The sequence below is a fragment of the Sinosporangium siamense genome (assembly GCF_016863435.1).
GTDB lineage: Bacteria > Actinomycetota > Actinomycetes > Streptosporangiales > Streptosporangiaceae > Sinosporangium > Sinosporangium siamense.
In genome coordinates, this window is sequence record NZ_BOOW01000018.1 from 314417 (window position 1) to 335127 (window position 20711).

18 protein-coding genes and 1 tRNA gene are annotated in these 20711 nt (G+C 68.8%); 15 read left to right on the forward strand and 4 right to left on the reverse strand.

Annotated elements, in window-relative coordinates; all coding sequences use genetic code 11:
* The first annotated feature begins 9 nt into the window (after positions 1–9).
* The gene (locus tag Ssi02_RS14670) at positions 10–213 is read left to right on the forward strand and encodes an alpha/beta hydrolase (RefSeq protein WP_204025802.1); all 204 of its coding nucleotides are present in this window, start codon (positions 10–12) and stop codon (positions 211–213) included.
* A gap of 230 nt (positions 214–443) precedes the next feature.
* Here Ssi02_RS14670 and Ssi02_RS14675 read toward each other — a convergent pair whose 3' ends face one another.
* The 3 genes from Ssi02_RS14675 to Ssi02_RS14685 all read right to left on the reverse strand — a co-directional run bounded on the left by Ssi02_RS14675 (position 444) and on the right by Ssi02_RS14685 (position 4437).
* The gene (locus tag Ssi02_RS14675; protein WP_204025803.1) at positions 444–1346 is read right to left on the reverse strand and encodes a lytic polysaccharide monooxygenase auxiliary activity family 9 protein; all 903 of its coding nucleotides are present in this window, start codon (positions 1344–1346) and stop codon (positions 444–446) included.
* 271 nt (positions 1347–1617) lie between these two features.
* On the reverse strand, positions 1618–2265 hold the full coding sequence (locus tag Ssi02_RS14680) for a DUF6328 family protein (protein ID WP_204025804.1): 648 nt from the start codon (positions 2263–2265) through the stop codon (positions 1618–1620).
* A 216-nt stretch (positions 2266–2481) separates the two neighbouring features.
* Positions 2482–4437 (reverse strand): acyltransferase family protein, encoded by a 1956-nt coding sequence (locus Ssi02_RS14685; protein ID WP_204025805.1) that lies wholly within the window; start codon positions 4435–4437, stop codon positions 2482–2484.
* A gap of 445 nt (positions 4438–4882) precedes the next feature.
* Between Ssi02_RS14685 and Ssi02_RS14690 the strand changes: the two genes are divergently transcribed.
* The 6 genes from Ssi02_RS14690 (at position 4883) to Ssi02_RS14715 (ending at position 9469) form a co-directional block, all read left to right on the forward strand.
* A complete protein-coding gene (locus Ssi02_RS14690) occupies positions 4883–5380 on the forward strand; it encodes a hypothetical protein (RefSeq protein ID WP_204025807.1) in 498 nt (165 codons plus the stop codon).
* Positions 5381–5398: 18 nt separating this feature from the next.
* The gene (locus tag Ssi02_RS14695) at positions 5399–5734 is read left to right on the forward strand and encodes a hypothetical protein (RefSeq protein WP_204025809.1); all 336 of its coding nucleotides are present in this window, start codon (positions 5399–5401) and stop codon (positions 5732–5734) included.
* Positions 5735–5779: 45 nt separating this feature from the next.
* On the forward strand, positions 5780–6121 hold the full coding sequence (locus Ssi02_RS14700; protein ID WP_204025811.1) for a hypothetical protein: 342 nt from the start codon (positions 5780–5782) through the stop codon (positions 6119–6121).
* A 13-nt stretch (positions 6122–6134) separates the two neighbouring features.
* Positions 6135–8102, forward strand: a complete 1968-nt coding sequence (locus Ssi02_RS14705) for a hypothetical protein (RefSeq protein WP_204025813.1) — start codon at positions 6135–6137, stop codon at positions 8100–8102.
* A 29-nt stretch (positions 8103–8131) separates the two neighbouring features.
* A complete protein-coding gene (locus tag Ssi02_RS14710) occupies positions 8132–9334 on the forward strand; it encodes a tyrosinase family protein (protein ID WP_204025815.1) in 1203 nt (400 codons plus the stop codon).
* A gap of 61 nt (positions 9335–9395) precedes the next feature.
* A tRNA-Lys gene (locus Ssi02_RS14715) sits at positions 9396–9469 on the forward strand.
* Between the two features lie 179 nt (positions 9470–9648).
* On the opposite strand, the gene Ssi02_RS14720 is transcribed toward Ssi02_RS14715, so the two are convergent.
* Entirely contained in the window at positions 9649–11214 is a 1566-nt protein-coding gene (locus Ssi02_RS14720) for an aminotransferase-like domain-containing protein (RefSeq protein ID WP_204025816.1), read from the reverse strand.
* Between the two features lie 173 nt (positions 11215–11387).
* Between Ssi02_RS14720 and Ssi02_RS14725 the strand changes: the two genes are divergently transcribed.
* The 8 genes from Ssi02_RS14725 (at position 11388) to Ssi02_RS14760 (ending at position 20670) form a co-directional block, all read left to right on the forward strand.
* Entirely contained in the window at positions 11388–12440 is a 1053-nt protein-coding gene (locus Ssi02_RS14725) for a CapA family protein (protein ID WP_204025818.1), read from the forward strand.
* A gap of 225 nt (positions 12441–12665) precedes the next feature.
* Positions 12666–13715 (forward strand): BMP family ABC transporter substrate-binding protein, encoded by a 1050-nt coding sequence (locus Ssi02_RS14730; protein ID WP_204025820.1) that lies wholly within the window; start codon positions 12666–12668, stop codon positions 13713–13715.
* The gene (locus Ssi02_RS14735; protein WP_204025822.1) at positions 13687–15270 is read left to right on the forward strand and encodes an ATP-binding cassette domain-containing protein; all 1584 of its coding nucleotides are present in this window, start codon (positions 13687–13689) and stop codon (positions 15268–15270) included. Before Ssi02_RS14730 ends, Ssi02_RS14735 begins: the two co-directional genes overlap by 29 nt.
* Positions 15267–16385 carry an ABC transporter permease gene (locus Ssi02_RS14740; RefSeq protein WP_204025824.1) on the forward strand — a complete coding sequence of 373 codons (1119 nt, stop codon included), beginning with the start codon at positions 15267–15269 and terminating at the stop codon, positions 16383–16385. The genes Ssi02_RS14735 and Ssi02_RS14740 overlap by 4 nt, the downstream gene beginning before the upstream one ends.
* A complete protein-coding gene (locus tag Ssi02_RS14745) occupies positions 16378–17283 on the forward strand; it encodes an ABC transporter permease (RefSeq protein ID WP_204025826.1) in 906 nt (301 codons plus the stop codon). The genes Ssi02_RS14740 and Ssi02_RS14745 overlap by 8 nt, the downstream gene beginning before the upstream one ends.
* The gene (locus Ssi02_RS14750) at positions 17280–18515 is read left to right on the forward strand and encodes a Tm-1-like ATP-binding domain-containing protein (protein ID WP_204025828.1); all 1236 of its coding nucleotides are present in this window, start codon (positions 17280–17282) and stop codon (positions 18513–18515) included. Before Ssi02_RS14745 ends, Ssi02_RS14750 begins: the two co-directional genes overlap by 4 nt.
* 77 nt (positions 18516–18592) lie before the next feature.
* The gene (locus Ssi02_RS14755) at positions 18593–20191 is read left to right on the forward strand and encodes a GMC family oxidoreductase (RefSeq protein ID WP_204025830.1); all 1599 of its coding nucleotides are present in this window, start codon (positions 18593–18595) and stop codon (positions 20189–20191) included.
* On the forward strand, positions 20188–20670 hold the full coding sequence (locus Ssi02_RS14760; protein WP_204025832.1) for a hypothetical protein: 483 nt from the start codon (positions 20188–20190) through the stop codon (positions 20668–20670). The genes Ssi02_RS14755 and Ssi02_RS14760 overlap by 4 nt, the downstream gene beginning before the upstream one ends.
* Positions 20671–20711 lie beyond the last annotated feature (41 nt).

Here is a 20711-nt window from a genome sequence, read left to right on the forward strand (position 1 = left end):
GATGTTCCGGTGAAGAGATATGACCGGCCTATCTTCATCGCCCAGGGAGCGAAGGACGAGATCGTCCAGGCGGAGGTCACGGCCGGTTTCGCCGAGCAGATCAAGGCGGCCGGCAGTGATGTCGTCTACAAGGAGTATCCGGCCGGCCACGACGTGCCCGGACATTCCTGGGGCGACGTCAAGGTGTGGCTGAAGCAGCGTTTCGCCGGGTAGGCGGGTTTCTGCGGGTGGTGCCGCGGGCCGGAGGCGAGGTCCGCGCCGGACTCTCGCCTCCGGCCCGCCATCAGGGCTTCCGCCGTACCGCGCCGAGGAGGCGCGTCATGGCGTCCGCCGTGGTGGAAACCGGATATGGCACGCGTCCCACCGTGCGGCATGCCATATCCGGGGTCTCAGTGCCGGCGCAGTGCCGACAACAGTGCCGATAAAACCCCTGCGGCCGGGGGTTAGCCGCGCTCCCAGAGGGCGGCGACGTTCGGCGGCTCCCACCCGGCGAGGGCGGTGTGACCCTGGCGGCATGTGTACGTCACGCCGTTGTACGTCACACGCTGGCCGGTCGTGTAGGTGGTGCCCGCCGTCCATGAGGTGGAGCCCGTCTGCGTCGGCGAGGGCGACGGGGTGGGTGTCGCCGAGGTGGTGGGCGACGGGGAGGGGGAAGGCGACGGGTCGGGCGTGTTGCTCACCGTCGGGGTGGGCGTCGGGGTCGGGTCGACGTCGTTTCCGAACACCACGTCCGAGCAGGTGTAGAAGGCCTCACCGCTGTCCGAGCGCTGCCACACCGAGTAGACGAGGTGGCGGCCCGACTTGCCCGAGGGCCAGCGGCCGTTCATCACGTAGGTCTGGTTGCTGTCGAGCGTCGGGTTCGTCGCCGTGAGGAAGGGGGCCGCCTCAAGGTCGGACCACTTGAGCGCCTGTGACGGGTTGTAGCCGTCCTTGGTGATGTAGACGTCGAACGTGCCCGGGTGCGGGGCGGTGGCCTTGTAGCGGAACGTGTACGACGCCCCGGCGGTCACCTTCGTCGACGGCCAGTCGCGCCTTGGCACATCGAAGGCGCGGTATTTGTCGCGCCCGCCGCTGCACATCTTGCCGTCCGGGACGAGCGGCTTGTGATTGCCTGCCGCGTTCGCCTGGTTGACCTCGTTCCAGTCGTAAAGCGGCTGGGTGCCGCCCATCGCGACGGCATCCTGACAGGCCGCGCTCTTCGGTGTTTCTGGGCCTTCCAGGAAGCAGGCGTAGGTGCGGCTGATGGGAGTCTCCATTGACCCGTGCGCTCCGGCGGTGCCAGGAGCGATCACAAGGGCGGCTACCCCGCCGAGAGTGGCGAGGATTGCGGCGCTTCGCCTGTGCATCTTCAGGCTTCTCCTTTAAGGGGGAGTTATGGGGGGTATCCGCTGGTCAGGGCTTCGGTGCGGGCTTAACTCTTAGTTAACTTTCCTAAGAGTTTGGAAGAGGGTAGTCCTCGTGCCCAGACCGGTCAAGCGATTCGGAAACCCCGCATCACGACTTTCGGCGTGATCACAACTCGCCGCGGTTACGTCTGCAGGTGGCCGCCTTGTCTCGTATGCGACTGGTCCCGAGATCGCGCGCCGCGGCGATCTCGGGACCGGCTGCCGACCGTCGTCACCCCGCTGAGCCGAGACGGTCCTCCAGGAGTTTGGCGTCCGGGCTGCGCTTCGCGATCGCGGGTTCGATCAGCCAGAACCAGCCCGCGGCCACCGCCACCAGCGCTCCGAACGCCGCGGCGGGCCAGCCGGACAGGATCGATTTCGTCACCAGCGCCACGGCGGAGGTCATCGCCACGGCGAGAAAGAACGCACCGGCGATGCTCAGCCTGTTGGCCCGGCGCAGGAGAAGGTCTTTGGACCCGGTGCGAAAGAGCACCCGGTGCTGGGCGGCGGGAGTGATGAAGCAGATAGAGGCCAGGGCGGCGCCCAGGAGCGCGATAAAGTAGAGCCACTGCCCGGAGTCGTCCACCTTCACAAAACCCGTGGCATAAGGGATCGTCAGCAGGAATGCGAAAAGCACCTGCACCCCGGTCACGGCCACGCGCAGTCCCTGAAGCAATTCGAGCAGTTCGCGGTTCAGCCGTTCCTGCCGGCTCTCCTCGGTTTCCTGCCGGCTCTCCTCGGTTTCCTGGCTGCGCCGATCCGTCCGCTTCGCCTCGACCGCGTTCCGTTGTGCCGGTCCGCCGGTGCCCCCGCCCCCCGCGCCTCGTCCCGCTAAGTCTTCGTCGGTCTTCAAACTCTGGTCTCTGCGCTCGTAGTCCATCGTGCGGCAGCTCCTCACCCATCGGCGTCACGCTGAGTCAGGCCGCCTGTCCCTTCGGACTCGGGTCCTGCGTTCACCGGGCGGCCTACCCAAGCCGGAGACGGCTCTCGAATCACAAGTGATCCGAAGCCGTCTCCGGTTTGTCGGTTCTTTTCCAGAATGTCGGCATTGCAAACGAATGCCGGCCTCGGATCGCCCCCGCGATGGGAAGGGGATTCACCGGGCGGACAGAATGCGTCCGAGTACGGCAGGAGCCAGCAAGGCCGCCCCCTCCCGGCTGAAATGCACGTCGTCTTCGCGCAGCCGCACCCCCGAAAGCGTGGCCGGGCACGGCATGCCGTTTGGGCAGGTCACCTGGGCCAGGTCGACGACCTCGACCTCGCCGGTGTGCCGGGCGGCCCACTCGATGTAGAGACGGCGAAGGTGTTCCGTCGAGACCGACGCGGCCCCGCACCGGGCCGGCTCGAAATGGAACTCGCCCCCGCAGTCCCGGCGGGTCGAGGCGCCCGCACCCCACGCGGGCAGCAACACGACGACCCGAGCGCCGGCCCTGGACAACCGTCGCAGAGTGGCGTTCCAGTCGGTGAACCTATGTCTGATCCACTCCGGCGAACCGGCCTTCAACGTGCGTCCCGACACCTGCATGTCGGTGCGGTCGCGGGCGCTGTGCCAGATCACGACGCGCGGATCGAACCTGGTGATGAGTTGTTCCTGCAAAAAGGGAGTACGTTCGGCGCACGTACGCGCGATGGAGAACGGGAACCCTTTCTCGTCGAGGAGGATCGCCGACCCGACGCCGCACCCCGGACGGGCGGCGGAGACGAGTGTGTGGCCTCTGCGGGCGGATTCCTGTGCGAGACCCTCCTGGAGGCTGACGGCGATGGAGTCGCCCACGAGCCCGATCACGGGTGCACCCGGCACGGCGTCCTTGTGCAGAACGAGACCGTCGCGCTGCCGTACATAATCCGGCACGGGTGCGGCCCGCCATGTCGCGGCCACCGCCGCCGACGCGAGAAACAGCGAGGACGCGACGGCGAGCGCGGGCGCGGCGATCCGGCTCGCCGGCCACGAGCGGGTGAGTATTGGCCGCTCCACCAGGAAATACGATCCCGCCGCCGCGCACAGCATCACTAGCGATTGCAAGGCGACGAGTGTGGGCCCGGCCAGGCCGATGCTTTCCGTGGAGAGAATGGCGATGACGGGCCAATGCCAGAGATACAGGCTGTAGGAGATCCGGCCGATGCCGGAGACCGGCCGCCATGACAACGCCTTGACGACGACGCCGGCTTCTGTGCCTTCCCGAACCGCTCCCTGGGTGAGGGCGACCCCCGCGATGAGGGCCGCCGCGCCCAAGGAAACCAGTGCCGACCCGCCCAGATAGTAGAAAGGCGCCCGGTCGTCGATGAGAAAGGCACTCGCGACGACCGTGACCAGCCCCGTCCACGCGAGCATGGGTGCCGCCCTGCGCATGTGTGGTGCCCTGCGCCGGCCGAGAAACACGGCCAGGGCCACCCCGATGAGCAGCTCGTGGGCGCGGGCGTCCGTCCCGTAATAGGCCCTGGAAGGGTCCGCGCCCTCATAAAGCACTCCCAGCACGACCGTCGAGGCGGCGATGCCCATGACGATCAGTGCCCATCCGATGCGCCGCCGCGATCTGCCGGCCAAGACCGCAAGACCGAGGCTGAGAAGCAGTGGGAAGACGAGGTAGAACTGCTCCTCCACGGCCAGCGACCAAAAGTGCCGCAGCGGTGAGGGCGCTTGAAACTCCGCCGAATACGACCGCCCCTCCAGGACGAAATGCCAGTTGGCCACATAGGTCGCCGCACTCAGCAGGTCGCCGCGCAGCGGCGTCTGAGCCGGCGGCGGGCGTGTGGCGGCATAGACCGTGAGAACTCCGAGGAGTACGGCTACCGCGGGCAGGAGGCGGCGCGCCCGCCTGGCCCAGAAGGCGAGCACGTCAAGACGGCCGGTGGCGCGGATCTCGGCCATGAGAAGAGAGGTGATGAGGAAGCCGGAGAGGACGAAGAAGACGTCGACTCCGAGGAAACCGCCCGGCAACCAGGGGGCTTCCAGGTGATAGAGGATGACGAGAAGGACCGACAGTGCTCTCAGCCCGTCGAGCGCGGGCAGGTGCCTGTCGAGAGAGATGCCGACCCATGTCCTGTTGGCCATTTTCTCTTGAGCTCCATATGAGGAAGAGAACGATCCCGTGGTTAGGGTTCTGCTAGGCGCGGCGAGGAAAACCGGTCGGCGGCGGGCTCTCGCCTGCATGCTGTGACCGGCCGAGGTGCTGAAGAGATTTTCCCTCTGAGCCTTTGGAGGAGGCAGGTTGTCCAGGCTACAGGTGATCAAGTGTGATGGTCGACCGGACGGCGTAATTTAGCCGCATTGTGGTTTATGTCTGACTCTGCGTGATTAAGCGGGCGAAGGGGGCAGGCTTTTTAGGGGAAGTTCTAAGCTCACGGTGGCGGCGTATGCCATTGTGTGGATGATGTTGACTGTCGGGTTGCGCCGTCATGCAATGGCGTATACAAGCGCTGCCAATCTGTATAACCCTTATATAGGTAGGTGCGCACCAATCCCTGGCCAGCCTTTTCGGCCCTGAAGGTGGGGATAAATGAGGAAGTCTGATTCCCGGGACGGTGCCGGCATCGCAGCCAAGGCCGTCTCGGTCCGTGTCACCGGCACCCGGGCCCTCACCCGGGTCGCCGTCGCGGCGTTGCTGCTGACAGGCGGCGGTGCCGTGCCCGCCTCGGCGTCCTCGGGCGCCGCGGCCTTCAACTGCACCGGCAGGAACCCTCAGCACATCCTCGCGCGCTACGGCCACAGTGCCGACGGCGCCGAATATCCGGTGCCGCTGAGGTGCGGCAATCGGCGCTGGGGATACAAACACTTCGCCCACCGGTGGAGCAACTCCTTCGAATCCCATCTGGAGCGCACGCTTAACGATCCGACGGTGCAACAACGCGGCGGCAGCACCCGCGTCGTCTGCCGCCGGGTCAACGCCTCACCCGAACGCCAATGGTTCAAGGTGGTGCACACGACGGATCCCGGAGATCGGAACCTCGGCATTATCACAGCGGTCTGGGAGGGGCCCTCGGGGACCTGCCTTTAGTGGATGAACAAGGTCGGCATGGAATCATATGAAGCGCAGTTGATCGATATTGTCGCGCGGCTCCTCGAAACCCTCCCGATTCCCGGTCTGCGAATACAGAAAATTCGCGTCGAGGGCGCGGGGGCCGCCGAGGAGATTGTTCTGGTCTTCCACCGCGAAACCCCCCTGGGCGGCAGGCTCGGCTTTCGTTTCCCGGCGTGGGACGAATCCCTGGGCCGGACGGACGCCGACCAGTGGAGCGCGGTCGTGTGGGCCAATCTGGACGAGGCGATCAACGCGACGGACTGGGGGAGCTCCATCGCGCCGGACCCCGACGGGATCGCCTGGATTCCCCCATGCGAGGGGGAGGACTAGCACCTGCCGGTGACACACCGGCAGACGATCACGTGAGGAGGAAAGGTGACCATCACCAAGCGGCTGTTCACGCTCGGAGGAGGTGGGGCACTGGCCACCGCGCTGCTGCTCGGCGGGACGCACGCGTGGTCCTACGCGGCATACCTCGGCCGCGACTACGCGATCACCACCAACCAGGACAGGATCGCGAGGGTCTGCGACAACACAAGAAACGACGCGAACGTGAAGGTCGAGTATTTCCGGCTGAGCGGCACCCGCGGCAACAGATGGAATTACAGCGACGCCGGGTGCAGCGAAACCGGCGCCGGCACGGTCGTCACGCAAATGCGGGTGTGCGAACAGTCGCCCGGCGACGAACGATGCGGTGGCTGGGCCTACCGTCCCTGACCCGGACGTGCGCGTGAAACCGGTGGTGAAGGGCGAACTCCTGCCCTTCACCGCTGTGGCCGCGGCCACAGCCGTTCTCACCCTCGCGGTGCTCGCCCTCATCGTGGTGGTGGCCGACCATGACGGCCGGTCGGTGCGAGACGCCGAACGCGGCCCGCGACTCGCCTCCCGGCATCCCGGTGAACGGGTCACCGTTCTCTGGGCGCCGGGATTCGACGACGTCGGCGGAATCCAGCACGCGGTGGTGGCGATAGCACCGCTCACCCACGGCGCCGTTCCGCCTCCCGGCCTGTCCCGTTGGCCGGGACACGGCGAGGCGGTGCTTTCACCGGCCTTGTTGCGGGAGGGGGAGAAGGAGGGAATCGGCGAGAGATACGGCAGGCTCGCGGGCCTGATCAGCCGTGAGGGCCTGGTCTCCGTGGAGGAACGGCTCGCCTATGTGCGCCTGCCGCGCACCGACCTGCCGAAGGTTTACCGGGCGACGGGCTTCGGCGACGTGAATCCCCTTGTCTTCGGCGAATCCCAGGAGCGGCAAGGCATATCGTCGCTGCTCGCTGCCGTGGTGTTGTTCATCGTGTTTCCCGCATGCGCCCTGTTCGTCACGGCGACGCGGGTGGCCACGGCTCTTCCGCCGGCCCGCAGGCGATTGCCCGGCGCTTTGGCGGGCGGCACGCTGGTCGCCGGGCCGGTGGTGGTTGTACTGACCACCACCGATGTACGCCTGCCGGTCACGGGATATGTGTTGTCCGCTCACTTCATGGCCCGTTGGCTCTGGCCGATGTGCGCGACGCTCGGGGCGGTCGCCGTCGTGGCCGCCTTACTTGGGAGAAAACGCGCTTACGCTGCCCCGGTTCACCGCGCCACGACATTTGGCGTCCGGGCCTTCGTCGGGTGCACATGCGTCACGGCGGCGGGCACTTTCGCCGGCACTGGCGCCGCCGTGGTGTCTCTTCTCGGGGCGGTGGGTTTTGTGCTCACACTCCCCGCAGTCATCACCGCCGCAGTGCGACGGGGGGCCGTCATGTCTTCACGATCACGGCTCGCGGGCGCCCCCGGAGGCGTCTCCCGGCTCGCCTGGGCCGTGGCCGTCCCGCTGGTTCTCGTGTTTCAACTCGTCGTGTGGACAGGTCGGTCGAGCGAGGCGTCGGACGCCGCCCGGCAGACCTTCGAGCGAATCGGCACCTCGGTGGCGACCGTTCACGCCGGAGGAATGTCCCCCGACCGCATCACCACTTTCCACGCCCGGCTACTACCGAAAGGCTGGGCACTGCTGAAGGCGACAAGAGACGAGTACACGAGTACGGTCACCCTCCACGGCGAATGCCGGACGCTGAGCCGCCTCGGCATGGAATGCGCGGACATCCCCCGGCCGGTGCGATCCACCGATCCCCGTGCCCGGGAGATCCTGAGATGGACCGTAGGCACGACGGGAGATGCCCTGTCGAGGCGGTGGCGGCCCGGCAAGGAGGAGACGGGAGTCCCTCAGCCGGAGTTCCTGCTGGTGGTGGGCGAGAAAGACACCCTCGGGGAAGTGAAGAGAATCGCCTACCGGATTTTCCCGCGGGTGCCCGCCGTGGATGTGCTGGGCGCCTCGTGGTTGACCGTCGAGCTGGGGGCGAGGCGCACGGCCACGTGGGTGACGTTGCTGGGCCTGATCGCCTTGGCCCTGACCACCGCCGCCGGGCTGATCAGGGCCTCGGCGGATTTCCACATCCTGGCCGGCGAGGGCATCTCGCGAAAGGTCGCGTGGTGGGGCCTCGCCGTTCCCGTCCTGCTGATCACTCTGATGGCGAGTGCGGCGGCGTGGTGGCTGGGCGGCATGCTGAACATGCATCTCGAAGGACGCGGGTGGCTCCCGTGGTCGTTTTTCGGCGGCGTTTTCGCGGTCACCGGCACGTCGGCACTTCTGGGGGCGCCGGCCGCCGCGGCGGGGTCGGCGAAAGCATGGCGCAAGCCGTACTCCGGGGTGGCGTCAGGTTGACGGTCGCCAGGGAATGAGCGGCATCGAAGGTGATCTTCTCGGGTCGCCGCAATCGAGCAGCTCACGGGGGAGACATGGTGGAGCCGGGCAGGCGCGGCCTGTTCAGAATGGTGGCCGGAGGTGCGGCGGCGCTGGGGGCAAGTGCTTTCGACGTGCCCGCTTCGGCGTCCCCCCACATATGGGCCGAGATTTCTCCTGTGCCGACCGGGTGTTCCTCCGAGACCTATCAGGGGCGGCAGGTGCAGATCTGCCCGGAGGCGCCCGTCGTCGACGGCGTCGTGGCCCGGGGGGTCTTCATCGACGGTGTGCCGCTCTTGGTCGTGGTGCGCCACGGGCAGTTCACCAGCGCTCTCAACGCACACGCCCGCCATGGGGAACTGAGAGCCGCCGCCCACGACGCGGTGAACCTGCTGGGGGGTGCGGCGCTCGAACTACGGCGATGCCGCCTCGACCCGCCGCGACACCTCGCTCCGCCCCCGGAAGCCCGTGGAAGACCGGCGCGCAGGAACGTGGCCACCCTCACGGCGCGCGAAAGGGCCGACTTCGTCGACGCCCTTCTCACCTTGAAAAGCGAAGGCGTCTACGACTACCTCGTCGACCTGTATCGCCGCGCCTTCAGCAACCCGTGGAACGTGCACACGCACACCGCTTCCCTGCCGTGGCACCGGGCCTTTCTCCTGCTGCTCGAATCGCAAATCCAGCGGATCGCGCCCGCGTCCGCTCTGCCGTACTGGGAGGGGGACACGCGGCGAAGCCGTGGTGAGGCGCCTTTCAGCGCCGACCTTCTCGGCGGCGACGGCTACACGGGTGACGATGCGGGAACTTCCGGGCGACCACGGCCCGCCGAGGTCGTGACAGGGCCTTTCGCCGCCCGCACCGGGCAATGGCCGATCACCGTGCGCGAGGACAACCGCGGCTACCTCCGGCGCGAAATGGGCCGGGCGGCAAGCGGCACCGGAAGCCGGTGGGGCGGCAGAAACACCTCGCTCGGCCAGGCCCATTCCTGGGTCGGCGGGACCATGTCGTCCGCCTCCTCGCCCAACGACCCGATCTTCTTCCTCCACCGGTGCAATGTCGACCGGCTCTGGGCGCAAAGGAGGCACCCCGCTCTCGCCGACGTGCTTTCCGCCGAGGTCCTCGACACCCCTCTGGAGCCGTTCCACCAGGAACTCAACTGGACGATCACCCCGCGCCAACTGCTCAAACACCGGCGGCACCGGGCCTACGCGTGATCGGGACGGTCTGAGCATGGTCTGAGTACTGTCCCGAGGGCGCTAATCTTATGGATGTCAGGCGCCGCTAGCTCAGTTGGTTAGAGCAGCTGACTCTTAATCAGCGGGTCCGGGGTTCGAGTCCCTGGCGGCGCACCCGACAGAAACCCTAGCTCAGTGTGCTGAGCTGGGGTTTCTCGGTTCTTGGGGCACCTCCGCCTCTGTCTGTGCGCCAGGCCGAGGTCGATGCCGGGCAGATCGCCGAGGTCCCCGCGCGCTCACGGGCGGCTGCGGTGCGCTGCCCCCGTGCCTCTGACCTCCTGGCTGACCTGCCTTTACGGGGTCAGCAGGGCCGTCGGCTGGTTGAGGACGTCAACGGCCGCGTCACGGATGGCCGCGGCCACCTTGGCGGCGTCCGCCGGGAGGACTGCGCCGGCGTTGAGCCGGAGATGCCGTTGGTTGCCCGGGGTCACGAAGAACGGTTGCCCGCCGGCAAGGAGAAAGCCGTGCCGTGCCGCCGCTTCCACCATCCGGTCGGCGTCGACGCCCCTCGGCAGCGTGACCCAGAGGTGGAGCCCGTCGGGGCCGACGTGGTCCACGCTCGCGTCCAGGCCGTGGGTGTCGCTCGCGATCAGGATCGCCTCGTGCAGCGTGGTCCGCCGGCGGGTGTACTCGGTGCGGGCGCGGAGCAGAAGCTCATCGGTCCTGGCGTCCGACAGCACTGCGGCCAGGATTCGCTGGGAGACCCGTGGCGTCCAGCCGTCGGCGAACGACTTGGCCATGAGCAGCGAATGGCGGATGGGTGGTCGCGCGACGGCCAGCGACAGCCGTAGGTCGGGGGCGATGGACTTGGAGAACGACCGGAGGTAGATCACACGGTCCTGGAGCCGCGCGTCGTTGTAGAGCGACCCCGGCCGCGAGACAGACGCCTCGGCGAAGTGGTCGTCCTCGACGATCCAGACCTCCGGGTATGAGGCGAGAACGTCGGCGAGGGCCCGCCTTCGCTCCACGCTCCAACTGCAGCCTGTCGGGCTCTGTGCCCGGGGTGTGAGGAACACCGCGGAAACGCCGGACTCCAGCGCGGCACGCAGTCCTTCGACCGTGACCCCGGACTGGTCGAGCCGCATGGGGATCAGGGTGAGCCCGGCCAGCTCCAAGGTGTCCATGGCGGTCTGGTATCCAGGCTCCTCGACCCCCGCCAGGACCGGCTCCTCCGGAGAACGCTGCCGCAGGAGCAGCGCCAGCAGGGAGAGGAACTGCTGTGTCGAGTTGCCGACCAGCATGTCGGCGCTGTCGGCCGCCAGCCCGTCGGCCATGAGCCGGGGCTGGAGCGCCTCGGCCAGCTCCGGTTCGATGCTCAACGTGGAGGGATATTCCAGATCACGCGGGCGCAGGGAGGATGACACGGTCTTCATGGCGTCCCTGATCGCCTCAACGGGAAGCAGTTCAGGGTCGGGGCTGCCGCGCATGATGTCCACCGCCGCGGGGAAGCTCTCGATGAGCCGCGCCTCCGTCTGGGCGAGGACCATACGGCGCCAGGCGCTGCTGGTGCGGCGGGTGGGCGGGCGCCGTGTGGGTGGGCGGTGGACCGGCTCCGCCGGGGCGCTGTCCGTGTGGGCCTGAGCCTCGTCCGATTTGGGGCGCTCGCTGATGAAGGTGCCGCGTCCCGCCTCGCCGCGGACCAGACCGCTCTCGGCGAGCATGTTGTAGACGCTCATGACGGTCGTGACGCTGAGGCCCGCGTCGGTGGCGAGCTGCCGCACGGAGGGCAGGCGCTCTCCCGGCTTCAGCTCGCCCAGCCGGATGGCCTCCGAGAGTTCATGGGCGACGCGCTCGTAGAGGGGCCGTCCGTTGCCGGATGAGTCGCGCAGGCCGGTCAGTCGCTTATGTACCTCGAACATCACGCATACATTCTAGCCGTTGTCGTACGGGATCCCGCCAGAGTAGCGCTCTTTCGCGGCACGCGATAGCGGATGACCAGACCGTCACGCGAATGTACTCGTAACGTATTGACAGCGTATGGCTGTCATGGGAACGTCCCGGCTCAAGCACCCTGTCGCGAAAGGAAACGTACGTGACCCAGCTCATCACCGCCACCGGAGACATCGTGCTCACCAAGTCGCTCAATGAGGTGCCGGCCGATCCCCGCTTCACCGCGCTCCAGGAGATCCTGCGTGCCTCGCCCTGCGTGCTGTCGAGCGTCGAGCTGCCGTTCTCCGACAAGGGGCACCCCTCCGACCGGCTGCTCAACTTCCGCGCCCGCCCGGAGCTCGCCGGCGAACTCGCGGCCTTCAACCTCCGCGTCGCCACGCTGGCCAACAACCACAGCTCCGATTACGGATGGAGCGCCCTGGCCGACACGGTGAGCCGTCTGCGGGCGACCGGGGTGACGCCGATCGGCGCGGGCGAGACCATCGAGTCGGCCCAGGAACCCGCCGTCATCGAGGTCGGCGGCCGATCCGTGGGGATCGTCGCGTGGTCGTGCCTGCTGCCGCTGGGCATGGCCGCGGGCCCGGCCAAGCCCGGAATCTCGCCGATCCACGTGGAGACCGAGTGGGTGGTGAACGGTGAGTTCCAACTGGAGGAACCCGGCGTGCCACCGGTCATCCGCACCCGCGTCAGGGAGGAGGACCTGAATCGCGTGCTCAGCCGTGTACGACGGCTGCGGAGCTCGGTCGACTTCGTCGTGGTCACCCTGCACTGGGGGTTCGGGTTCGGCGCCGCCCGCGCGGAGTACCAGCGGGTCCTCGGCCGTCTTCTCGTGGACGCCGGCGCCGACGTCGTCCTCGGGCACCACGTCCACGCTCCCCAGGGCGTCGAATCGTACCGGGGCAAGGTCATCGTCTACAGTCCGGGCAATTTCGTGGCCCAGCAGCCGAGGGGCGGCGTTTCGCCGGAGATCGAGGCCATCTACCGGGCGTTCAGCAAGGACGCGTTCGTCAGCGTCGTGGAGGTGGACGGCGACGGTCCGCGTGTCTCGCTCGTCCCGATCATGACCAACGACTCGGGGCTGCCCGTCCTGGCCGATTCGGAGAACGCGCGGCGGATCGCCGGACGGATCGCGTACGAGTCGGCGGAGCTGGACACCAAGGTGTCGTTCGACGGCACGCGGATCCACGTCCACTAGTTCATGGGGCGAAATCACAGTCCCCGCATGTGGGTTTCGGGCCCACGCCAGGGAACAATCTGCCCGAACCGCTATCCATCACTATCAGCCGTGCGTACTCATAACGTTCTGGTGATGTCATCTGGACAGCTTCGCGGTCGCGGGCTATGTTCGGTCGAAACCAGGGGAATTGGCTGGTCCGAAAAGGATCAGGCGTTCCCCACCTCCCCCTCGATGGGAGCTGTAATGAGCCTCAGGACAGGAATCCGAACCACTCCCCGCCTCCTCGCCCTCGGGGCCCTGCTGTCCGGCCTCGTTCTCGCCGGCTGCGCGAGCACGAGCGGTCAGGCGGGCCAAGCCCAGGACGCCGCGGACGGCAAGACGGTCGCGCTGGTCACGCCACAGAAGGCAGGCGACAACGGCCCGACGGACAACCTCGTCGCGGGCCTCGACCGGCTAAAGGAAGCCGGGTACACCACCCGGTTCGTCGCGGCGACCGACCCCTCCTCCCACGAGTCGACGCTGCGCAGTCTCGCCCAGGCCGGGACTTCCGTGATCGTCGTGTCGTTCTCGGAGTTCATCCAGCCGATCAAGGCTGTGGCGCCGGAGTTCCCCGACACCCGGTTCGTGCACATATACGCGGATCCGTACAAGCCCACGATCCCCAACGTCCAGACCGTCGTCTTCGATACGAGGGCACCGTCGTACCTCGCAGGAGTCCTGGCCGCGACCGTCTCCAAGACGGGGGTCATCGGGTTCGTGGGGGGCACCGCCATTCCGCCGCTGTACGCCGACTTCCACGCGTTCGAGGCGGGCGCCAAGGCCACCCGGTCCGACATCTCCATCAAGAGCGCCTACGTAGGCTCGTTCGGAGACCCGGTCAAGGGACAGCAGATTGCGCAGACCATGTTCAACAACAAGGTCGACGTGATCCTGGCCTACGCCGGCGGCTCCTCACTCGGCGTCGTGCGCGCCGCCGACCAGGCGGGAGCCCACGTGATCTACGACAACGCCGAGACCCCGGAAACGGCAGGCAGCGTGATAGCCGTCGCGTCCCAGCACTACGGGGACACCATGGCGCGCAACGTGCTGACCATCCCCGCCGGGACCTGGAAGGCAGGTGAGATCGTGGCCGGCCTCGCCGAGGACGGTACGTTCCTCAAGCCGGCCGCGCAACTGGACTCCGTGAAGCAGGGCGCCGCCGAGGTGCGCGCGGCGTTCGAGACCGTGGAGGACGTCAAGACCAAGATTATTAATGGTGCAGTGGATGTCCCGTTCAACACCGAAGCCGGCTGAGCCCGGCATGATCCCGCGCCGCTCGCCGATCCGCCCGGCGACCCGCGACGGAGCCACGCTGACCTGCGCCGGCGTGTCCGTCGACTTCGGTGGCTTCCGCGCTCTCAGCGATGTCACGGCCACATTTCCCGCGGGGCAGGTCCATGCGGTGGTCGGCCAGAACGGTGCCGGCAAGACCACGCTCTCCCGCGTCATGGCCGGGCTGGTCACTCCGGCCGCTGGAACGGTCCAGGTCGGCGACCGCCTGCTGCCCGGCGGGAACGTGAGCGAGGCCAGGCGGAACGGCGTGGAACTGGTCCACCAGCACTTCGCCCTGCCACCCGACTTCACCGTCGCGGAGTGCTTCGAGCTGTTCAACGGCGAGCAGGGGACCGTCGGCGCGTTCTCGCGCGCCGGGCTGACGCGCCGGGCGGCGGATCTGCTGGCCGGAGCGGGTGCCGAGGTGGCCCCCGACGCGGTGATCGGCCGCCTGCCGGTCGAGACCCTGCAGGCGGTCGAGATAGCCCGCGCCCTCGCCTCCTGCCCCAAGGTCCTGATCCTGGACGAGCCGACGGCCGTGCTCCCGCCCCCGGCGATGCGCGGGCTGTTCGACCGGCTGCGCCGGCTCGCGGCCGACGGAATGTGCGTGATCGTGGTCCTGCATAAGATGCGCGAGGTCTTCGGCGTGGCCGACACCGCCTGTGCGCTGCGGGCCGGCCGGCTGGTCCTCGAACCCACTCCGATCGGCGAGCTGGACCCGGCCACGCTGTCACGGGCCGTCGTCGGCGACGTGACCGTCGAGGCGGCCGGGACCACCCCGGAACCCGCCACTTCGGCTCCGGTCGAACTGGAGGTGCGCGAGCTCGGCGCCCGGTCAGGGGCGCACGACGCGAGTGCCGCCGATGTCTCGCTGCGCATCCGCCAAGGGGAGATCGTCGGTGTCGCGGGCGTGGAGGGCAACGGCCAGCGCAGCCTCGTCGAGGCGATCGTCGGCGTGACGGGCGTACGGAGCGGATCGATCGCCATCGGCGGGACCGACGTGTCCGCCGCGCCCGTACGCGAGCGGCGCGCCCGCGGCCTGCGGGTGATCCCGTTCGAGCGCAACGTGGAAGGAGTCAGCCTGTCCAGCGCCCTGTGGGAGAACCACGCGGCCATGGACGGCGGCCGCGGCGCCTTCCTCATCACGCCGCAGGCACTGAAACGGCGCTGTCAGGAGGCACTGCGGCGATGGAAGGTGAGCTACCGGTCCGTGGACCAGCAGACCGGCAACCTGTCCGGCGGCAACGTGCAGAAGACCATCCTGGCTCGCGAGATCACCGATGGCCTCCGGGTCCTCGTCGCGGCACACCCGACGCGCGGGCTGGACATCGCGGCGGCCTCGGACGTCAGAGGGGCACTGGTCCGCGCGGCGGAGGCGGGGGCGGCGGTGCTGGTGGTGAGCGCCGATCTGGAGGAGATGTTCGAGGTCTGCCATCGCGTGCTCGTCATGCTCGGCGGGCGGGTGGTCGCCACGTTCGAGCGGCCCTTCGACGCCGAGCCGGTGGGGGCGGCCATGGTGGGGGGAGGCGGCGGATGAGACGTCTGCTCGGAGACGGGCGCGTAGCCGAGGCCGTCCGCCCGATCGTGGTGGTGGCACTGTCGCTCCTGCTGGCCGTCGGCGTGTTCGGCCTGTCCGGCTACCCCGTGGCGGGAATCGTCGGCGGGGCCGTCGAGGGGAGCGTGGGCTCCGCCGCCGCTTGGACGCAAACCCTGCGGTGGGCCATCCCCCTGCTCATCATCGCGCTGGGCGTCGGTATCACCTTCCAGGCCGGCTACTTCAACGTCGGCGCCCAGGGCCAGATGTACGCCGGCGCGATCGGCGCCCTGGCGGTCGGCCTGGCACTGCGGGACGGCCCCGCCATCGTGGTGGTCCCGCTCGCGCTCGCCACGGGCGTCGCCCTGGGAGCGCTGTGGGCCCTCGTGCCCGGGGTGCTGCGCACCCGGCTGGGCGCCGACGAGGTGGTGACCAGCCTGATGATGAACTTCATCGCGGTCCTGCTGCTGGAATGGATCTGTGTCGGCCCGCTGAAGAACCAGGACGGATCCGGTCAGGCGGCCACGACGGACATGCTTCCCGCCGCGTTCCGGATCAGCGACGGCAGCGGCGTGTCCCCGCTCATGCTCGGCATCTGCGCCGTGCTGGTGATCGCGGCCGTGGCCCTGCGCAGTCGTACCCGTATGGGGCTGGAGATCCGGATTGTGGGCCGCAATCCCGTGATGGCGGAGTGGATGGGCATCCGGTCCTCACGGGTTGGGCTGCTGGTGTTCGGGCTGGGCGGCGCGACGGCCGGCCTGGCCGGCGCGGTCGAGGTCTTCGGCCCGCTGGGCAGCCTGCGCGCGGGCTTCTCGCCGCAGATGGGGTTCATGGCCGTGATCGTCGCGCTGGTCGCCGCACTCGGCCCGGTGCGCACGCTCGTGGCGGCCCTGTTCTTCGGCGCCCTGCGGGCGGCGACGCTGTACCTGCCCGTGGTGAACGACCTGCCGTTGGCGGGGTTGGACATGCTCAACGGCATGGTGGCGCTCTGGATCACCGTGTCGGCGGTTCCCGTGATTCTGGCCCGGCGGGCTGCCCGCCGTACCCAGGGCGCCGCGACCGTGGCCGCGCCGGTCGAGAAGCCGGTCGAGAAGGAGGCGGTGGGCGAGCATGGGTGACTTCCTCGTGACATGCCTGCAGGCCGCGACGCCCATCTGGCTCGCCGCGCTGGCCGGTATGTACGCCCAGCGTGCGGGCGTCGTCCATCTTGGGCTGGAAGGGCTCCTGGTGAGCGGGGCGTTCGCCGCCACCGCCACCGCGGTCGGCACCGGCTCGATCGTGCTCGCGCTGGCCGCCGCCGTCGCCGTGAACCTGGTCCTGTCCGCGCTCTTTTGGGTACTGACCACCTACTTCAAGGCCAACGTGATGATCGTCGGCCTGGGCCTGTCGCTGACTGCCGCCGGCGCCACGGGATACGCCCTCGTCGTCGTGTTCGGCTCCGAGGCGGCCATCCGGTCGCCGATCGGGCTGCCCCGGCCGTTCGACGGGCTCTCCGGCCCACTGGCGCCGCTGGGCGATCTGTCGATCGTGACGTTCGCGGCCGTCGTCTTGTCGTGGTTCGCATGGTGGTCGATCCGGCGTACGCGGGCGGGGCTGCGGCTGAGCGCCTGCGGCAGCGACCCGTTCGCGGCCAAGAGCGCGGGCGTGCCGGTGGAGCGCTACCGGCTGGCGGCCCTGCTGATCGGCGGGTTCCTGTGCGCGCTGGCGGGGGCCGAGTTGTCGCTGGCACAGGTGCAGTCGTTCTCCGACGGCATCTCCCAAGGGCGCGGATACCTCGCCTTCGCGGCGGTGCTGCTCGGGGGAGTGGCTCCTGTGGGAGTTTCGGTGGCCTCGCTGTTCTTCGGGCTCGCGGCTGCCCTCGGAATCCAGTCGCAGGTCGATTTCAACGACGCGCTGCCGCCCCAGTTCGTGCTGATGGCGCCGTACGTGGTGACCATCGTCGCCATTTCGGTGACCGCGCTGGCCAACCGGCGCCGCGGCAGGCAGCAGACAGTGATCATGGAGCGAACGCTATGACGTACGTGGTTCTGGCCGGGGCGCTGGACACCAAGGCCGAGGAGTACGCCTTCGTCAGGGACCTGCTGACCGGGGCGGGGCTGCGGCCGTTGCTGATCGACACCGGCATCAGGGGTACGGCAGGGATCGCGCCCGACATCACGCGGCAGGAGGTGGCGCGTGCCGCCGGGCACACCCTGGAAGAGGTCGCCCGGTTGCCGGACCGCGCGACGGCGCTGACGGCCATGGCCACCGGGCTACTCGGCGTCGTGCGTTCCCTGCACGAGGCAGGAGACGTGCGGGCCGCCTTCGGCATGGGGGGCTCGGGAGCGCTGAGCGTCCTGGCCCCCGCCTTCCGGTCCCTGCCACTGGGGACGCCGAAGCTGATCGTGACCACGATGGCGTCCTCCGACACCAGGCCATACGTGCGGGAGAGCGACCTGCTGCTCGTGCCCTCGGTCGTGGACATCGCCGGCCTCAACACCTTGAGCAGGTTTGTTCTGGAACGTGCCACCGCCGTGCTGGCCGCGCAACTGCGGCACCAGATACGCCGTGACGGTGGCGCGCCCATGGTGGCCGCCAGCATGTTCGGAGTGACCACCACCGGCGTGACGGCGGCGTGCAGGTTGCTGGAGTCGCGCGGCCTGGACGTGCTGGTCTTCCACGCCAACGGCCTCGGCGGCAGATCCCTGGAGTCGCTGGCCGGCCAGGGCTGGCTCAGCGCCGTATTGGACCTGACCACGACGGAGCTGGCCGACGACATGCTCGGCGGGGTGGCGAGCGCGGGACCCGGCCGCCTCACGGCCGCCGGGCGGGCGGGCATCCCTCAGGTGGTGTCCTTCGGCGCGCTGGACATCGTGAACTTCGGCGCTCCCGACTCGATCCCCGAACAGTATCGGAACAGACGGCTGTACCGGCATAACACCACCGCGACACTGATGCGGACCACGCCGGATGAGGCCGCGGCTCTCGGTGCGCGCCTGGGCGAGCGGCTCGCCGCGGCGCGCGGACCGGTCACGCTCCTGCTCCCCTCAGGCGGTCTGTCGGCCCTTTCCGAGCTCGGTGGGCCGTTCTCCTGGCCGGAGGCCGATGCGACGCTGGAGGCGGCGGCGGTTGAGCACGCCGGCCCCGGCGTCGCCGTACGCAGGAGCGCCGCGCCGGTGAACTCGGCGGCGTTCGGCGAGCAGGCAGCCATGCTGCTGCTCGACCATCTTCACACATTGATCCCAGAACGTATTGCAAACACTCACTAGACAGTATCGGTACGGTGAGATACGGTCTGACAGTGCCGAATCCCCCTCCACCGACGAGATCGAGAAAGGAGCCGGACATGCACGCAGCGTGCGATGTCCTGATCGTGGGAGCCGGACCATCGGGCGCCGTGGCCGCACAGGAGTTCGCGCGCAGCGGCATGCGGGTGATCTGCCTGGAGCAGGGCGACTGGCCCGACTACAGCCGGGCCCGGCACGGCCATCCGGACTACGAGCTGGTGTCACGCAAACACTGGGCGTGGAACCCGAACGACCGGCGCGGCGTCGGCGACTACGCGGTCGACGACACTGAATCCGACATCTCCGCCCTGATGTACAACGGCGTGGGCGGCAGCACCGTCCTGTACGCCGCCCAGTGGGAACGCTTCCAGCCGTCGGACTTCCGCACCCATACCCTCGACGGCGTCGGCGACGACTGGCCCTTCGACTACTGGGACCTGGAGCCGTACTACGAGGAGGTCGAGCGCCAGTTCGCCGTGAGCGGCCTGGCGGGAGACCCCGCGCTGCCGCCCGCGAAGGCGCCGCCGCTGCCGCCCGTCCCGCTCAACAAGGTAGGGCGGCGCGGGGCCGAGGCACTCAACCGGCTCGGCTGGCACTGGTGGCCGGGCACCAACGCGATCGCCACCGCCGACTACGGCCCGCTGCGCGCCTGCGACCAGCGGGCGGCTTGCCCCTTCGGCTGTCCGACCGGTGCCAAGGCGTCGGTGGACCGCACCCACTGGCGGCCCCTCCTCGGCAAGGGCGTACGCCTGGTGGTCCGCGCGAGCGTCGAACAGGTTTTGCTCGATGAGCGCGGCCGGGCCGGCGGCGTGGTCTACGCCGATGAGAACGGCGTCCGGCACCGGATCGAGGCAGGCGTCGTCGTGCTCTGCGCGAACGCCCTGGGCACCCCGCGCATCCTGTTCAACTCGGCCGACGGCTCCGGCATCGCGAACTCCAGCGGGATGGTGGGCCGGCGGCTGATGACCCACCCGTTCGGCAATGCCATCGGCATCTTCGACGAAGACCTCGAATCATGGCGCGGTCCGATCGGCCAGTATCTGCACTCGCTGCAGTTCTACGAGACCGACCGCTCCAGAGGGTTCGTCCGAGGCGCCAAATGGAATCTCATCCCCTCGGGCGCGCCGCTGTCGATGATGCTGACCACGACGTGGGGCGACGAGCCGATCTGGGGAGAGTCGTTCACGAGGCTGCTGCGCGAGCGGCTGGGCCGCTCTGTCATCTGGGGCGTCATCTGCGAGGACCTTCCCGACCCCGACAACCGGGTCACGCTGAACGACCGGCCGGACGAGCACGGCATACCGGGGGTGAGCCTCCACTACCGCGTCTCCGACAACACCAGGGCGATGATGCACTGGCACATCGACCGTGTGTCCGAGGTGCTCGACGTCATGGGGGCCAAGCAGAAGATCCTCAACCCGATCATCCCGGGCATCGGCTGGCACCTGATGGGCACGGCGGTCATGGGCCGCGACCCCGACAGCAGCGTGGTCGCCCCGGACGGGCAGTGTCACGACGTACCCAACCTGTACGTCTTCGACAGCTCGATCTTCCCCACCTCATCCGGCACCAACCCGGTCGCGACCATCGCGGCGAACGCACTGCGCTGCGCAAGATCGCTGGTCGCGCGCCGGCGCGAGCTGGAGGTGGCGTCATGACCGGCCAGGACCCGATCCGCATCGAGGCGCGAGCCGAGGTCGAGATCACCGCAGATGCGCGCGACAGGCTGGCCCGCGTCGCCGACCTCCTCATCCCGGCCGGCGCCGGGCTGCCGTCGGCCCGTGCCGCCGGCGTGCACAAAGGCCTGCTCGACCAGGTCGCGCGGGCGCGGCCCGACCTCGTCCCGCCGCTGCTGGACGCCCTCGCCGCGCTCGGCGATGCGCCGGGCCTCGCCCTCGTCGAAGGGCTGGCCACGACGGCGCCAGACGCATACGCGGCCCTCACCCTCGTCGTCGCCGGCGGCTACGTCATGTCCCCGCAGGTCACAGAGCCGCTGCGGTACACCCCGAACGAGACCGAGATCGTGGACCCCCGCGACACGCTGAACGCGGTGGCGGAGGGGCTGCTCGACCAGGTCAGGGCCCGCGGCCCGATCTACCGCGTGCCGCCGGACGCGCCGCCGGGACACGGGTCGTGAAAGGCGCAGGACCGCATTCTCCCATCCGCCAACCGGAGGTA

Coding starts and splice junctions, on each gene's coding strand:
- Ssi02_RS14675 (WP_204025803.1), bottom strand. CDS start 1,346: ATGCACAGGCGAAGCGCCGCAATCCTCGCCACTCTCGGCGGGGTAGCC.
- Ssi02_RS14680 (WP_204025804.1), bottom strand. CDS start 2,265: ATGGACTACGAGCGCAGAGACCAGAGTTTGAAGACCGACGAAGACTTA.
- Ssi02_RS14685 (WP_204025805.1), bottom strand. CDS start 4,437: ATGGCCAACAGGACATGGGTCGGCATCTCTCTCGACAGGCACCTGCCC.
- Ssi02_RS14690 (WP_204025807.1), top strand. CDS start 4,883: ATGAGGAAGTCTGATTCCCGGGACGGTGCCGGCATCGCAGCCAAGGCC.
- Ssi02_RS14695 (WP_204025809.1), top strand. CDS start 5,399: ATGGAATCATATGAAGCGCAGTTGATCGATATTGTCGCGCGGCTCCTC.
- Ssi02_RS14720 (WP_204025816.1), bottom strand. CDS start 11,214: ATGTTCGAGGTACATAAGCGACTGACCGGCCTGCGCGACTCATCCGGC.
- Ssi02_RS14730 (WP_204025820.1), top strand. CDS start 12,666: ATGAGCCTCAGGACAGGAATCCGAACCACTCCCCGCCTCCTCGCCCTC.
- Ssi02_RS14735 (WP_204025822.1), top strand. CDS start 13,687: ATGTCCCGTTCAACACCGAAGCCGGCTGAGCCCGGCATGATCCCGCGC.
- Ssi02_RS14740 (WP_204025824.1), top strand. CDS start 15,267: ATGAGACGTCTGCTCGGAGACGGGCGCGTAGCCGAGGCCGTCCGCCCG.
- Ssi02_RS14745 (WP_204025826.1), top strand. CDS start 16,378: ATGGGTGACTTCCTCGTGACATGCCTGCAGGCCGCGACGCCCATCTGG.
- Ssi02_RS14750 (WP_204025828.1), top strand. CDS start 17,280: ATGACGTACGTGGTTCTGGCCGGGGCGCTGGACACCAAGGCCGAGGAG.
- Ssi02_RS14755 (WP_204025830.1), top strand. CDS start 18,593: ATGCACGCAGCGTGCGATGTCCTGATCGTGGGAGCCGGACCATCGGGC.
- Ssi02_RS14760 (WP_204025832.1), top strand. CDS start 20,188: ATGACCGGCCAGGACCCGATCCGCATCGAGGCGCGAGCCGAGGTCGAG.